We start from the raw sequence: 14,682 nt of genomic DNA, 5'->3' as shown, positions 1-14,682 counted from the left end.
TGAATAAATATTACGCGAAGTATCTGGTAAAAGTAACAGATGTAATGGGGCGCCAGATAAAATATAAGTATGACAGAAAACACAATCTTATAGAGAAGACATATTCTGACGGAGTAGAGGTAATTACGAAGTATGATAAAAAGCACAGGGTAATAGAACAGGGCAGCAAAAACGGGCAGAAATTATTCAGTTTTAAATACGATGATGGTGCAATGAAAGTGGAATTTTACCAGGGTGATAAAAAGAAGAAGGAATATTACTATAATGAGGATAATAAAATAACAAAAGAAATAGATGTATTAGGGAATTACACAGAGAGTGAATATGACGGTGATAATAACCTGATAAAATTCAGGGATAAAAACGGGAATGTGTATAAATACAGCTACGACAACAGAGGAAACATAACGGAGATGATAAATCCTCTGGGCGGCAAAGTAAGGTTCAAGTATAAAAGAGAGATAAACAAATTAACCGAAATAATAAATGAAAAGGGAGCAAAGACAATATTCAATTATGATACAAGGGGAAACCTCGAAGAGGCAATAAACGCTGAGGGCGGAAAGACGAAGTTTCTGAACGATAAGAATGGTCAGCCGACAGCAATAATAGATCCTTTGGATAACATGACGTCCATTATGTATGATAAAAAAGGAAATATTATAAAAATAACAAGACACCTGGGGGACGGCCCTGAAGACACAATAGTGGAAAAATACAGGACTGACGGTATAGGGAGGGTAACGGTATATGTTGATCCGAACGGTAATACGACAAGATATGCGTATAACCCTAAAGGAAGACTGATAAGGATGTTCAGGAAGGCGGGCGGCGGCAAAAGAGTGGTAATAAGGATGGCGTATGACCCGTTTGATAATGTCACGTCAATAAAGGATGCACTGGGCAATGTAACAAGGTTTGAATATACAAAAGACTGGTGGAACAACCTGGAAGATGTAACGGACGCGCTGGGCGCAAAGACAAAGAATGTGTATGATGATTACGGGAAACTGATAAAGAGCATAAACGCCCAAGGCGCTACGGTCTCTTATGAATATAATGAATTAGACAGAATAATCAAGGTTATCCAGCCAAACGGCATCCTGCTGAAATATAAATATGACGCAGCAGGGAATTTGATTGAATTGATTGACGGAAATGAGAATAAGATTTGTTATGTTTACGATTCATTGAATAGGGTCATACAAATAACCGATGGAGAAGGCAATAAGATAAGAAAAGAATATGATCCTGTTGGTAATTTAACGAGGCTAATTGATCCGAAAGGAGGAGAGACAAGTTATAAATATAATAAGGCGAACAAATTAGTTAGCAGGAAAGACCAAATGGGTTATGAAGTTTTATATGCATATAATCATGCAGATAAACTTATTTCTGCTGGGGTTGCTGAAGATGCAAAGGTTATATTTGAGTATGATACGGTTGGCAGAATGACAAAGAAGCTCTTGAGTAACGGTTTGGCGGTATTATATAAGTATGACAACAAAGGTAATCTTACGAGTATTGCCTCAGAAGATAAAGATGAAATCGAGCTTGGTTACGATAATTTTAATAGGGTTATTAATGTAAAAACAGGGGGTAGTGAAATTGAATATGTTTACGATTTAAACGGTAACAAGACAAGAATGACTGTAGGAAATGATATTCGTGTAAACTACAGTTACAATAAGATAAACAGGGTTAAAGAAATTGAAAGCAAGGGTAAGAATGTTAAATATACATATAACAAATTGGGGCGGAAGTTAAAGAAGATATTTTCAAATGGGATTACATCAAACTACACATATGATATGGGCGGTAATCTTACGTTGATTGAGTCAAGAAATAACAGCGGAGATATCATAGACAGCTATGAATACAGTTATGATAAAGCAGACAATAGAAAAACAGTTAAGGTTTTGTTTGAGACGATCGCGTATACCTATGACAAGAATAACCAGTTGATACAGGCAGAATATCCTGACGGAAGCAGCGAGAACTATTTTTATGACGAGAATGGCAATAGGATCAAATTAGTTAAGAATACGAAGACAGAAACAGGAATCGTTAGCTCAGAAATAAATTGTACATATAATCCCGCAAACCGGTTAATAGAGCTTTTAAAAAAGATACCCGGATTTGTAAAAGGGAATAATGGAGACTCTGAAAAGATTTTATATAAATATGATACGAACGGAAATTTAATAGAAGAGACAAGAGGTGATAGAAGAATAATATACGTGTATAATTATGAAAATAAGTTGGTTAATGTTGTAAAAAACGGTAGAAGCATTGCGGAGTTTTCTTATGACTTGTTTGGTAGAAGGATAAAAAAGGTTGAAGAAGGTAAAAGCACAAGATATTTTTATGACGGTTCAAATATCTTACTGATGTTAGATGAAAAAAGTAAAATAACATCGGAGATATTAAATGGGACGGGTATAGATGAACTATTGTCTGTAAGATCAGGAAAGGATAGAGAAGATTTATATTATCTTCAGGATGGTCAAAACTCGGTAAGTGCGATATTAAGCAATGATGGAGATATAAAACAGAGGTATGGTTATGCCCCTTTTGGACTTTTAGCAGGTCCAACTTCCAATGAGGGTTTGTCCGCCGAAGGCGGAGCCGGAGGTGAATTAACCTTCATTGGAACCAAGACCGCAACGGATTTCAGATACACAAGCCGTGAATTAGACTCATCTACAGGGTTATATTACTATAGGGCGAGGTATTATAATCCGGCATTGGGTAGATTCACACAACCTGATCCTCTTGGAATGACGGATGGGATAAATCTATATATCTATACAAGAAATAATCCCATAAGGTGGATAGATCCTTTAGGGTTATGTGTAGACGACGGCCGCTCATGGAGTGATGAGATATTTGATTGGCTATTTCCAGAGACTGAAGCATCAACTCTTCCTCTTGGATTTACTCCTCCTGTTATTTCACCCGCAACGCCACCTACTCCACCGGATGTTCCTCCTGGTGTTTCGCCTCCCCCATCTATAGTAGGTTGGATAATAGATTTAATATCGAGTTTATTTCCCGGGAGTTCGAAGGACGGGGGTTCAATGGATGGCGGCACAGGTGGAGATAGACTTGGAAGTGGTACAATTCCACCACAAGGACCATCGATTCCTAATAATCCGGTCCCTCCTCCATCAGGTACGCCAACATCTCCTGCAACGATAACGGAGCCCCCTGATACAGGGGAGGGTATTCCAACAGATGAGCCTAGCCCGCCAAGGATAGTTGAACCAATATACGAGCCGCCGCCACAGGATGAAGGTATACCAATAGAAGAACCGGCACCACTGATGATAGTCGAGCCGGTACCGGATATCCCTGATGAGCAGGAAGGAGTGCCGATAGACAGGCCAAGTACGGATGATTTTATTAATAAAAGCGAAAAAGGGAAAGGTGGTAAGGAAGATTGGAATAAGAGTGATGAAAGAGAAAAAGAAAAAAATGATAGAAAAGTTCAAAAATCAAAAGATAGAGATGAGCCCAAACTAGTATCACCGGAGAAAAATCGTGATTATATAAATGAAAAAGTTAATGAAATAAATCCACAACAGGATAAGTACAAGACGAAAACGGGTCGAGCAATAAATAATGCTGTTAAAGCAATAGGTCAGACCATGGATTTTGCTGATCAGTTGAGGACTGATAAGTAGGGAGGTTTTATGAACGTAATGAAAACAGTTCAGAAAGTTTACGATTTAATGATGGATGGTGGTAATGAAAATTTGGATAAAGCTACTAAATTAATAAATTCGATTAAAAAAGAAGACTTAAGAAAATTATCAAAAACTGAATTAGGTGAATTTTTTTTCCTTTATGGAAAACTAGCTTATTTAAAAGATTTTCCAGATGAAGCGATAAAGTTATTAAAGACGTCTTTAAAACTAAGAAGTAAAAGTAAGAAATCTGAAGTTCTGTATTATATAGCATCTTCATATAGTGATAAAGAAAAATTCAAATTAGCGATGAAATATCTTAACAATGCTCTGAATTGCAATAACACATCTGTTGAATTAAAAATAAAAATATTAACCGAATTATGTATTTCATGCGAAAACTTAGATGAATTCAATAAAGAACGTCAGTATGCCAATCAGATAATAGAGATATATAAAAATAATCCAAATTCGGAATTTGATAAATATTATTATTGTTTGGCTCTTTCTAATTTGGTAACCGTGTATTGGAAATTACAGGATGAAAAAAAAGCGGATGAATATGCTAACAAACTTTTATCTATGAAGAAAGTTCCTCAAAGTATTCGCAGAATTACATATAATATATTAGGGCATAGGTTTTGGTGGAAAAAAGAACATGGAAAAGCAATAGAATGTTATCGTAAAGCTTTAAAATATGCTAAAGGTAAAGATGAAGTAAAACACGATAAAGACTTAATTAAAAATTGTAAAGAAGATATAAAAGCAAGTAAATAATATTCCTGCCTCGATGGCTATCAGTCGAAACAGAAGCTTTGGCTGATAGCTATCTGTTTCTTCATCCCAAACCAGTATCTCCATAGAAAAATCGTGATTACATAGATAAAAAAGTTAATGAGATAAATCCACAACAGGATAAGTACAAGACAAAAACAGGTCGAGCAATAAATAATGCTGTTAAAATAATGGATCAGGCTACAGATTTTGTGGATCAGTTAAGGAATGATAAGTAGGGAGATGTTATATGGATGTAATGAAAACAGTTCAGAGAGTTTACGATTTAATGATGGATGGCAGCGATAAAAAGTTAGATAAGGCAGATAAGTTAATGAATTCGATTAAGAAAGAAGGCTTAAAAAAATTATCAAAAACTGAATTAGGTAAATTTTCCCTTATTTGCGGACAAATGGCTTATTATAAAGATTTCCCAGATGAAGCAATAAAGATGTTAAAAACAGCACTTAAATTGATTGATGAAGAGAAAAAAGCGGATGCATTATTTTACATAGGATCGTCATATGTTGATAAAGAAGATTATAATACTGCAAAAGAGTATTTAATTGATGGATTAAATGTTAAGAATATAACAAAACAAAGACGTTTAAAAATATTGGCTAAGTTAGTTATTTGCTTTAATGATTTGGGAGTATATAAAGAATCTATTCATTTGTGCGGTAAGATTATGAATATGTATATGTATATGTATAAGAATAATTCAAATTTAGATATATATTATTATATGACATTGTCTGATTTAGTAATATGTTATTGGAAATTGCGTAAAAAATCCAAGGCATTGGAATATGCTAATAAAGTAATAAAAGCCAAGAAAGCACCAAATTGGGTTGTTAGGCGTGTATATATGTATTTAGGTCATATGAGTTGGGAAAATGATAGAGATTTTAAAACAGCAATTGAAAAATATAAAGAAGCGTTAAAATATGCTAAAAGCAAGGAAGATAAAGGATACATTAAGAGATTGATTAAAGATTGCAAAGAAGATGAAGTTTATTTTAATAAACAGAAAAAGAAAGGTCACACCTAGTTTTTAAGAAGCAATAGTACGTTATCTCTACCTCGATGAGGTTTGTCATAGGACAGATCATTTCTTAAAAGGTGAGCGTCCCCTTTATTATAGGCTGTGGATTTTGCGGATCAGTTGAGAACTGATAAGTAGGGAGATGTTTTATGAATGTAATGAAAACAGTTCAGAAAGTTTACGATTTAATGATGGATGGCAGCGATAAAAAGTTAGATAAGGTAGATAAGTTAATGAATTCGATTAAAAAAGAAGACTTAAAGAAATTATCAAAAAGTGAACTAGGTGAATTTTTCTTTATTTGCGGACAAATGGCTTATTGTAAGAATTTTCCGGATGAAGCGATAAAGATGTTAAAAGCAGCGCTTAATCTAGCTGAAGAAAAAACTAATAAGGATTTTTATGAAGATTTAATTGCTGAATGCAATGAAGGTTTAAAAAAGAATTAATACATTTAATAGTTGAAAAGGAGTTATTTATGAGTTTTGAGCAAGCGGAGAAAAATTCTATTTATGCTAAGAAATATAAAAAGGGACAGACACATTATATTACTTTTTAGACGTTTATCAGTTATTCAGCGGAGGGAAAATGGGAGCGCTGAGCTGATCCCTTTTCCAAAAATATTTATTCAATTTCTCTGATTCCACTAACTCTTGTCTATCAATATACATTGTGCCATCAGGCTTGATATTGATAGACCATTTTATCAGTACAATCTTACCGTTTTGTATCTCAATCCCTGTGATGCAATGTGGGTGTACACAACTGCCGGTATTAAAATATGGTGGTTCGGTAGGATTAGGGAATACTGAACGGTGAGTATGACCTGCTATTATGATTTGATTGTTATTCGTTGCCCATTTACTGATTTCTTTTTCAATCTTTATACGTGTTTTGAAATTCTTTGCCGGGCTGGTAGTGTCCTCAATTCCGATTGACTGAAGAAGTTTCCAGATAGTACTAACACAAAACCTTCCAAACCACCAAAGAAAGTCATTTAAAATTTGTCCCTGATGTCCATGTGTCAGGAATATTTTATTTTTTGTATCCGAATATTGAAGGATTAAACCTTCATGTGTTTCAATACCTTCAAATAGCGGTTCATGGCAATCTTTGCGCTCGTTATAATAGCTGTAAAGGTGTTTCTTGACGTTCTTCGGATTTTTCCATTTTCTGTTGTGATTTCCCCAGATAAAATAAAATCTATTATCCCGATGAAACTTACTCATTAGCTTAAATATATGGCTATATGCATTTCTTATAGTAGTAAATCTTCTGTTTTCCCAAAGCTCATCTCCATCTCCGATTTCAATGTAGGCAAATCCGTTGTTATAGTAGTAATTCAATGCATAAAAAAAGATATTTTGATTATGAGCAAAGTCATCTGCCAAACTATTATCACCTCGGTGACAATCACTAAATAAAATAAATTTAGATGAATCATCAAATAGAATTTCCTTTGATGATTTGAATACTTCGGTTAGGCGATTGCCAGTGAACATAATTAGGTTTCCATTTTTTAATTATTCATTTCATATATTTTTTCAAAAACTCGATAAGTTTTGTCTTTATCTTAGGCCACTCATCGCCAAACCAAAACATATGTCCACATCCGTCAAAATAATAAGTCTCTGCGTTTATTACGGTTTTTCCTACGAAATCGCCATGTGATTTAGCCACATCTCTATCCATCCTGCTTTGAGTAACCAAAACAGGGACTTTAATATTCTCAAGAGGATACCTCGGCAATTTTGAGGCATAAATCATTTCATTGTCCATTCCAACTGCGCGCAAATCTAAAGGGGCTGACATATCCGCAAATTGCTTGAATTTTTTTGTCTCCTTATGGCTCTTCATAATCTCATTTACTATCTCTTTTATCTGTTTTCTATCATAAAGTGTCTCTACCTTTAGGTATGTTGCAAAGGTTTGTTTTGGCCATAAATATGTGAATACACTCATCAGCCAGCTTAAAAACTTTCTACCTGAACTAGAGAGATAAAGTTTTCCTAAAATAGAATTTTCTGCCTCTTTGCTTGCATGATATTCGTGGCTTACTGCATCCTGCATAATCAGGCATGCTGTACGTTCCTGATGCCTCAGGGCAAATTGCAATGCAGCGGGTCCTCCTAACGATACACCTAAAATCGCTACTTTTTCATGAATACCGAGGCAATCAAGCAAAGATGCGAACATATCAGCATGTTCTTCAAAAGTCTTTCCGACTTTTAAAGAGGTTCTAAGATAACCTGGTTTTGACGGACAGATTATCCTGAATCCTTCATTTACCAGAAAATCATACAAAAAGACATTATCATAACCGCTTCCGCCGCTGTGGGAGATTAATAATATTGGTCCATCGGCAGGGCCTATAATTATATATTCAACTTCGCCCATTGCTGTTTTAATAATACTGCTCCTTTGTTCCAGTCTTTTAACAAGATGAGACCTCCATAATTTATAATGAATAAAACATGCTATAAAAACACATAATAAAATAATTAAAATATATGCACCGATTATCATTTCTTTACCCTCATCCTTAATATACCCTTCACATAAGCAATGCTTCTTTTAGGATTATCTTTTGATCTGTCTTTAATCTTATCAAAAGCGTATTTTACTTTGTTATTTCTATATTCATCTATAGTTCTGGGGACGGAACACTTAATTCTCTCTCTTTTTTGGTCCAGGTTTCCTACACCCAACGGATATGCAATTTAACAACTACTATATAATTATAACATCCCCGTCATTAACAAGTCTAACATTATCAAACAGATCGACAAACTTATCAGCTGAGAAGGTGTGGATTGGGGCAAGCATCTTCGGATTAATGGCTTTTGCAAAAGCCTGCAGATCTTCCACGGAGTCATGTCCGCTCGTGTGAACGTCTTCAATCTCTATTTTCTCCTGGTTGCAATATCCATTTAACTTTTCGGTTAGATACCCTTTCCACATCGAGTAGATCATTTTTGCACCGTTTGTATCGTCCAGGTTCTTAACAATGCTCGGAAATATAGAATTATCACTGGCGAGCATGAGATATTTACATCTACTCACGTTAAAAAGAGAGTTTCGTGTATCTCCTTAGAAAAAAACTTGACAAAAATATGATCATGAATATTATTGATAATGGTTATCATTAACAATTAAAAACAGAAAGGAGGTGTAAGATGCCGTTTGGAGATGGAGCAGGACTGCTTGGACAAGGCCCGGGAACAGGAAGGGGTATGGGCCGTGGCGGCGGCAAGGGTAGAATGGGTGGAAATCGTCCCGGAGCCGGGCCCGCTGGAAATTGTATTTGCCCGAGTTGTGGAGCAAAAGTTCCGCATCAGGTAGGTGTTCCTTGTTATAACGTGAATTGCCCTAAATGTGGAACACGGATGGGCAGGTAGTAAATTTGGAAAGAGAAGCAGCTGAAAACTACAAAAGATATTCAGGAAGAATAAATCTCTTCAAGAAATTTAGTTATGACGTTGAGAAGGAACGTAACTTTATTATAGAAGAGGCCCAACCTCTATATGGTGACATATTGGAAGTTGGAACAGGAAAAGGTTATTTAACGGTTGCTTTAGCAAAAGAAGGATATACATTTACCGGCATTGATATTTTAGAAGAAGAACAAAATCTTGCCCGCCAGAACGTAAAATATTTTGGTTTTGAGAAACAAGTGGATTTTAAGATAGAAAACGCCGAACATTTAAGCTTTGAAAATGAAAGCTTTGATATAATATTTTCAGTCAACATGATGCACCATCTTATGAATCCGCTTAAAGTGATAGATGAGTTAATAAGAATTGTTTCTTTTGAAGGTAAAATTATTTTAAGCGATTTTAGTAAAGAAGGATTAGAAGTAGCAAACAAGGTTCATCAACATGAAGGACGGGTGCATCAATGCGGCGATGTTGACTTGGATAACATAATGAGATATTTACAGGGCAAGGGGTTTAATATAGATAGGCATAATGGTAGATATCAAGAAATAGGAATAGCGTATCATCGGCTCATCTAATTGTATGATTATTTCAATTGCCAGTGGAAAAGTCGGAACCGGAAAACGGTAATTACAGACGCGTTTTCCGCCTTAGCTGAAAACAAAGTTATGGCGGACTGCGACGTTTATTAAAAGAATAGCTTGGAGGCAGAAATGAGTCAATTGAACAAAGTAGTAGTCATAGGATGTTCAGGTTGCGGTGCTTTAGCAGCGCGAACCTTAAAGAGATTAAACCCCTCTTTACATGTAACCATAATTAGGGAACAGGAGGAAAAGGGGCTTTTGACCAGGTGTGTGATACCTTATATCTGTTGCGGAAACGTTATGGTAGAGCCTTCATATAAAGATGATAATATTTTCATAAGCCAGGGGATACAATTGGTAGATGTCAAAGCGGTGGGTATAAACAGAGGAGAAAAGGCAGTGACAACTGCCGATGGAAAAGATTATTCGTATGATAAGCTTGTTTTAGCAGTAGGGGCAAAGCCGGTAATTCCGCCTATTCCAGGTGTTAACCTACCTGGGGTTTTCTTCTTGCGGACAAGCGCGGATGCTGTCAATATTCTGCATTGGATAAATTCCAGGCGGGTAAAGAACCTTGTATTAATAGGTGCCGGTGCTATAGGAATAGAGATTGCTTATTTAATTTCCCGGCATGGTGTAAACGTTATATTGGTTGAAATGTTTGAACACGTTATGCAGAATATATTAGATGCGGATATGAGTGAAGAAGTAGAGACATATATGAGAGAAAAGGACATTGATTTGCAGTTAAGCCAACAGGTAAAGGCAATTGAAGGTAAAAGCGAAGTAGAGAAAGTGTTGTTTTCTTCAGGTAAAGAGGTAAAAGCGGAAATGGTAATCATCTCAGCCGGAGCTAAGCCAAATAGTGAATTAGCGGAAAAAGCAGGTCTTGATATGGGAAAATTAGGATTGCGGGTGGATAATTACCTGCAATCCTCTGACCCCGATATCTATGCCGGAGGGGATCTCGTCCAGTATCAAAGCCATATTACCGGCAAACCCATACTTGGACAATTACGTCCAAATGCGGTAATTGCCGGCAGAATAATTGCCAGGAATATTTTAGGATATAAGCTAAAATTTCCGCCTTTGCTTAACAGTTTTACAACGAAGTTTTACAATAAGTCGATTGCCGGAACGGGAATTACGGAATCAGAATCAAAAGAAAATGGGATCGATATAATTAGCGCAAGGCAGAATTCAATAAGCAAACATTCTGAGATGATAGGCAAAAAACCTTATGTAATTAAACTCCTGTTTAACAGACAAACAGAGAAGATTATAGGCGGCCAGATAGTTAGTGATAGTGAGTGCCCTGTTAAGCATATAGATCTTATAGCGTTGGCAATAAGGAGCGGTCTGACTGCTTTAGATTTGATGACTTTAAGATGTGCCGGACAGCCGGAATTATCATCTAACCCCGGCATTGAACCGTTATCTTTAGCTGCGGAAAAGGCGTTTGAAACTCTTCATAATAATACGGAAAAATGAAAACAGAGCTAAAAAAGTGGATGGAAGAAGACGGGCTGAAGTTTTTACGGGAAATTGGCGTTAAGAAGGGCCATACTGTATTAGATTTTGGCTCGGGAGTTGGTCATTATACCATCCCTGCATCAAAAGCGGTGGGTAGGCGTGGTAAAGTGTATGCGCTGGATAAAGATATGAGCAGTTTTAATCAATTGAAAAAGTTGATACAACAAGGCAATATAAAAAACATTGAGGGAATAAGCGAAAATTCAAAAGTCATTTTAAAAGGTGATTCTGCTGATGTGGTTTTATGTTATGACGTTATTCATTACGGAAACAGAAAAGAAAGAATTGCGATTTATAATGAAGTTCACAACATCTTAAAGAAGGAAGGCCTTTTTTCCGTTTATCCCAAGCATCATAAGGAAGATTATCCCTTAATGGAATTAGCTAATGTTGATTTGGAAAAGGTTATAGAAGAAATAGAGGGGGCAGGTTTTGTTCTCGAACATAAATCTTCAAAAAGGCTTTTACACGATGAAAATTATAATGAAGGCTGTATATTAAATTTCAGGAAACAAGCTCTTATTTAGATAATTGTTGAAATGCTTAATTTAAAAAGGAGGAGAGAATGAAAATTACCATAATTTCCGATAACACGGCACACAAGCCGGAATTAAGGAAGGAATGGGGATTTTCCTGTCTGATAGAAACCGAACGTACCCCTGGAATTCTTTTTGATGCAGGAGCAAGGGGTTCAGTTCTTTTGCATAATATAGAAAAATTAAATATTGATCCCAAAAATATAGATTGTGTTTTTATCTCCCATGATCATTGGGATCATACCGGTGGTCTGAAAGCATTTTTAAAGCTTAATGATGATATTAAATTGTATCTTCCTGATTCCTTTTTTTCTTTTACCAAACCCAAAGCCAGGGAAGTAATCAGGGTTAAAGACACTGTAAAAATGTATGAAAACATTTTCTCGACAGGCCAGCTTAACGGGATAGAACAATCCATGATAGTAAAAACTGATAAAGGTTTAGTTGTCATTGTTGGCTGTTCCCACCCGGGTGTTGGAAATATCCTGAACAGTGCAAAACAGTATGGAAAAGTAATTGCCTTAATCGGAGGGCTGCATGGATTCAATGATTTTGATTTGATTAAGGATTTAGATTTAATCTGCGCTACCCATTGCACTCAACATAAAGAAAGGATAAAAAAGCTTTATCCGGAAAAATTTATAGAGGGCGGCGCGGGCAGTGAGATTACGGTATGAAGGTTTTATTGCTATATTTGGCGTAGCCTCAGGTATAATTATTATGATATTTTTCCAGAAATTGCCAGGGAGTATCAGGGCAAATTAAAAGTATGCAAGATAAATGTGGATGAGGCTTCTAATACGGCATCTCGTTATGGAATAATGAGCATTCCTACATTGGCAGTTTTTAAAGAGGGTAAGATAGTGGAAAGTATTATAGGTATTGCACCTAAGCAAAATATTGAAATAAAGATTAAGCAGTTTATTGATTAAAGACAGGGAGTGTAATATGCCCATATATACCTATATATGCAGGGAATGCAAAGAGAAATTTGACTTATTGGTAGGAGTAACCGCTGAAAAAACAGAGCTTAAATGCAAAAAGTGCGGCAGTAAAAATATTGAAAAGATACCGGGAGCATTTAGTGTGGGAAGTTCTGGCGGCGGGTCCGGTTCTTCCGGGCCAAGTTGTCCTGATGGAACATGTAATCTTTAGAAAAATTTAAAAAATGAAAAAGATTTAAGGAAGTCGTGAAATGGAAAATCTGAGACAGAAAAGCTAAAAATTTATTTATAGAACAACAGTATCCTAGACTGAAGAAAAGAAAAGGATTTTATGTTCATCCGGTAAACCAGCGATTGAAGTATCTACTCCTCCGGAATTTAAAGGACATGAAGGTATGTGGACACTGGAAGAGTTATTTGTTGCCTCAGTTAATATTTGCATTAAGACTACCTTACTGCACTATGCCCAGAGAGACAATTTTGAATTTTTAAGTTATGAAAGTGAAGCCGAAGGGATTTTAGAAATGGTAGAGAACCAGTTTGTGTTTTCCGAAATCAAGGTCAAGCCTAAGATTGTAGTTGCAAAACTACTTTTTTGAGTTGCAGTGGTCCTTTTTACCCCTTGCAAAACTTTGGAATATCGTTTACAAAAGTCATCCTTTCATTTAGAATTAATACCGCGTTTAGCATTACATTACTTTGAGTATAACTCTCATTAAAAACAGAGGTGAAATTTTATGACGGATGTGCTTGTACGTTATACCGGTATTTGTGATATCGTTGGCGATTTGATCAGGGTCAAAGCGGATAACGTGGCCTTTGGTGATATAGCCGTTGTTGAAAATGTTGACGGTGAGAAATCTTTTGCCACGGTGGTGGAACTTAACGGTGATATGGTAAGTCTACAGGTTTTTACCGGAGGAAAAGGTCTTTCCACCGATGCAATGATACGATTCCTCGGCCATCCTTTTGAAGTAACTTATTCTCACAATATTCTTGGACGTATTTTTGGGGGGTCCGGTCAACCTATTGACGGTGGACCGCTTCTCAAGGGTGATCCTATGATACCTGTAGGTGGACCTACGGTAAATCCGATGATGCGTGTCTTGCCGAATAAGATGATTCAGACTTGTGTTCCAATGATCGACCTTTTTAATTGTCTTGTTGAAAGTCAAAAGATACCTATCTTCTCTGTCGCTGGTGAGCCTTATAACGAACTGCTTGCGCGCATAGGTTTTCAAGCGGATGCGGACATCGTTGTATTTGGGGGGATGGGACTTATCTTTGACGATTACTATTTTTTTAGAAACGCGTTTGAATCACACGGTGTTTTTCATAAGACGGCGATGTTTGTCAATCTTGCCTCTGACCCGATAGTGGAGAGACTGCTTGTGATTGACATGGCCCTTGCGGTTGCTGAGAAGTTTGCAGTTGAGGAGAACAAGAGGGTATTGGTCCTTTTGACAGACATGACCGCTTATGCTGATGTTATGAAAGAACTCGGTATCGCGCTGGAACGGATCCCCGCGACACGCGGATATATGGGGGACCTGTATACTCAGCTTGCGAAGCGTTATGAAAAGGCATGTGATTTTAAAGGGGCCGGATCAGTCACGATTCTCACGGTAACTACGATGCCGGGAAACGACCTGACACACCCCGTGCCTGACAATACCGGTTATATTACCGAAGGGCAGTTTTACCTGCACGATAAGATGATCGATCCTTTTGGTTCACTGTCCCGCTTGAAACAACATGTTGTCGGAAAGGTTACCCGCGAAGACCATCCTCATATAATGAATACCATGATCAGATTCTACGCGAGCGGTAAAGAGGCTGAGCGCAAAAAGGCTATGGCGTTTGAGTTGTCTGCGTTTGACGAAAAGCTGCTGAAATACGATACGCTTTTCAAAAAACGTTTCCTTGATATAAACGTATCAATGCCTCTTAATGACGCGCTTGACTTGTGCTGGCAAACGCTTGCCGAGTGCTTTGAACCGTCTGAACTGTTGATGAAACAGAATTTAATAGATAAGTATTATCCGAAGAGAAAATTTTCCGCGTAGTGATAAGGTGAAAAATAATCATACCTATACATTGCAAGGGCGGGTATAAGAATGCTCCTCTGATAATGGGAACA

Annotated in this window: 16 protein-coding genes; 13 read left to right on the top strand and 3 right to left on the bottom strand. The window is 36.8% G+C overall.

From position 1 onward, the window contains the following. From P9M13_08200 to P9M13_08185, 4 genes are all read left to right on the top strand, one after another. A partial coding sequence (locus P9M13_08200; protein MDP8263269.1) for an RHS repeat-associated core domain-containing protein occupies positions 1-3,686 on the top strand: 3,686 nt, incomplete at its 5' end. A gap of 9 nt (positions 3,687-3,695) precedes the next feature. After that, entirely contained in the window at positions 3,696-4,466 is a 771-nt protein-coding gene (locus tag P9M13_08195; protein ID MDP8263268.1) for a hypothetical protein, read from the top strand. Positions 4,467-4,713: 247 nt separating this feature from the next. Next, complete coding sequence (locus P9M13_08190; GenBank protein ID MDP8263267.1) at positions 4,714-5,514, top strand: hypothetical protein; 801 nt, start codon at positions 4,714-4,716, stop codon at positions 5,512-5,514. Between the two features lie 143 nt (positions 5,515-5,657). Then, positions 5,658-5,957, top strand: a complete 300-nt coding sequence (locus P9M13_08185; protein ID MDP8263266.1) for a hypothetical protein — start codon at positions 5,658-5,660, stop codon at positions 5,955-5,957. A 117-nt stretch (positions 5,958-6,074) separates the two neighbouring features. On the opposite strand, the gene P9M13_08180 is transcribed toward P9M13_08185, so the two are convergent. From P9M13_08180 to P9M13_08170, 3 genes are all read right to left on the bottom strand, one after another. After that, positions 6,075-7,010, bottom strand: coding sequence for a hypothetical protein (locus P9M13_08180; protein MDP8263265.1), 936 nt, complete (start codon positions 7,008-7,010; stop codon positions 6,075-6,077). Positions 7,011-7,035: 25 nt separating this feature from the next. Then, positions 7,036-8,034, bottom strand: coding sequence for an alpha/beta hydrolase (locus P9M13_08175; protein ID MDP8263264.1), 999 nt, complete (start codon positions 8,032-8,034; stop codon positions 7,036-7,038). Positions 8,035-8,238: 204 nt separating this feature from the next. Continuing rightward, complete coding sequence (locus P9M13_08170) at positions 8,239-8,550, bottom strand: MBL fold metallo-hydrolase RNA specificity domain-containing protein (GenBank protein ID MDP8263263.1); 312 nt, start codon at positions 8,548-8,550, stop codon at positions 8,239-8,241. A gap of 134 nt (positions 8,551-8,684) precedes the next feature. Between P9M13_08170 and P9M13_08165 the strand changes: the two genes are divergently transcribed. From P9M13_08165 to P9M13_08125, 9 genes are all read left to right on the top strand, one after another. Continuing rightward, positions 8,685-8,906 carry a hypothetical protein gene (locus P9M13_08165; protein MDP8263262.1) on the top strand — a complete coding sequence of 74 codons (222 nt, stop codon included), beginning with the start codon at positions 8,685-8,687 and terminating at the stop codon, positions 8,904-8,906. Positions 8,907-8,911: 5 nt separating this feature from the next. Beyond that, on the top strand, positions 8,912-9,523 hold the full coding sequence (locus tag P9M13_08160; protein MDP8263261.1) for a class I SAM-dependent methyltransferase: 612 nt from the start codon (positions 8,912-8,914) through the stop codon (positions 9,521-9,523). Positions 9,524-9,658: 135 nt separating this feature from the next. Further along, positions 9,659-11,020: an FAD-dependent oxidoreductase gene (locus P9M13_08155; GenBank protein MDP8263260.1), complete on the top strand. Its 1,362-nt coding sequence runs from the start codon at positions 9,659-9,661 to the stop codon at positions 11,018-11,020. Continuing rightward, complete coding sequence (locus P9M13_08150; protein MDP8263259.1) at positions 11,017-11,589, top strand: class I SAM-dependent methyltransferase; 573 nt, start codon at positions 11,017-11,019, stop codon at positions 11,587-11,589. The genes P9M13_08155 and P9M13_08150 overlap by 4 nt, the downstream gene beginning before the upstream one ends. A 38-nt stretch (positions 11,590-11,627) precedes the next feature. Continuing rightward, complete coding sequence (locus P9M13_08145; protein MDP8263258.1) at positions 11,628-12,275, top strand: MBL fold metallo-hydrolase; 648 nt, start codon at positions 11,628-11,630, stop codon at positions 12,273-12,275. A gap of 60 nt (positions 12,276-12,335) precedes the next feature. After that, the gene (locus P9M13_08140; protein MDP8263257.1) at positions 12,336-12,530 is read left to right on the top strand and encodes a thioredoxin domain-containing protein; all 195 of its coding nucleotides are present in this window, start codon (positions 12,336-12,338) and stop codon (positions 12,528-12,530) included. 16 nt (positions 12,531-12,546) lie between these two features. Beyond that, positions 12,547-12,753, top strand: coding sequence for a zinc ribbon domain-containing protein (locus P9M13_08135; GenBank protein ID MDP8263256.1), 207 nt, complete (start codon positions 12,547-12,549; stop codon positions 12,751-12,753). Between the two features lie 184 nt (positions 12,754-12,937). Next, positions 12,938-13,141, top strand: a complete 204-nt coding sequence (locus P9M13_08130) for a hypothetical protein (GenBank protein MDP8263255.1) — start codon at positions 12,938-12,940, stop codon at positions 13,139-13,141. 138 nt (positions 13,142-13,279) lie between these two features. Beyond that, positions 13,280-14,608, top strand: coding sequence for a V-type ATP synthase subunit B (locus P9M13_08125; protein MDP8263254.1), 1,329 nt, complete (start codon positions 13,280-13,282; stop codon positions 14,606-14,608). The last annotated feature ends 74 nt before the right edge of the window (positions 14,609-14,682 follow it).

Source organism: Candidatus Ancaeobacter aquaticus (assembly GCA_030765405.1).
Lineage (GTDB): Bacteria > Auribacterota > Ancaeobacteria > Ancaeobacterales > Ancaeobacteraceae > Ancaeobacter > Ancaeobacter aquaticus.
This window is presented reverse-complemented; position numbering and strand designations above follow the sequence as displayed.

Coding starts and splice junctions, on each gene's coding strand:
- P9M13_08145 (MDP8263258.1), top strand. CDS start 11,628: ATGAAAATTACCATAATTTCCGATAACACGGCACACAAGCCGGAATTA.
- P9M13_08125 (MDP8263254.1), top strand. CDS start 13,280: ATGACGGATGTGCTTGTACGTTATACCGGTATTTGTGATATCGTTGGC.
- P9M13_08130 (MDP8263255.1), top strand. CDS start 12,938: ATGTGGACACTGGAAGAGTTATTTGTTGCCTCAGTTAATATTTGCATT.
- P9M13_08190 (MDP8263267.1), top strand. CDS start 4,714: ATGGATGTAATGAAAACAGTTCAGAGAGTTTACGATTTAATGATGGAT.
- P9M13_08150 (MDP8263259.1), top strand. CDS start 11,017: ATGAAAACAGAGCTAAAAAAGTGGATGGAAGAAGACGGGCTGAAGTTT.
- P9M13_08170 (MDP8263263.1), bottom strand. CDS start 8,550: ATGCTCGCCAGTGATAATTCTATATTTCCGAGCATTGTTAAGAACCTG.
- P9M13_08195 (MDP8263268.1), top strand. CDS start 3,696: ATGAACGTAATGAAAACAGTTCAGAAAGTTTACGATTTAATGATGGAT.
- P9M13_08175 (MDP8263264.1), bottom strand. CDS start 8,034: ATGATAATCGGTGCATATATTTTAATTATTTTATTATGTGTTTTTATA.
- P9M13_08155 (MDP8263260.1), top strand. CDS start 9,659: ATGAGTCAATTGAACAAAGTAGTAGTCATAGGATGTTCAGGTTGCGGT.
- P9M13_08180 (MDP8263265.1), bottom strand. CDS start 7,010: ATGTTCACTGGCAATCGCCTAACCGAAGTATTCAAATCATCAAAGGAA.
- P9M13_08135 (MDP8263256.1), top strand. CDS start 12,547: ATGCCCATATATACCTATATATGCAGGGAATGCAAAGAGAAATTTGAC.
- P9M13_08165 (MDP8263262.1), top strand. CDS start 8,685: ATGCCGTTTGGAGATGGAGCAGGACTGCTTGGACAAGGCCCGGGAACA.
- P9M13_08185 (MDP8263266.1), top strand. CDS start 5,658: ATGAATGTAATGAAAACAGTTCAGAAAGTTTACGATTTAATGATGGAT.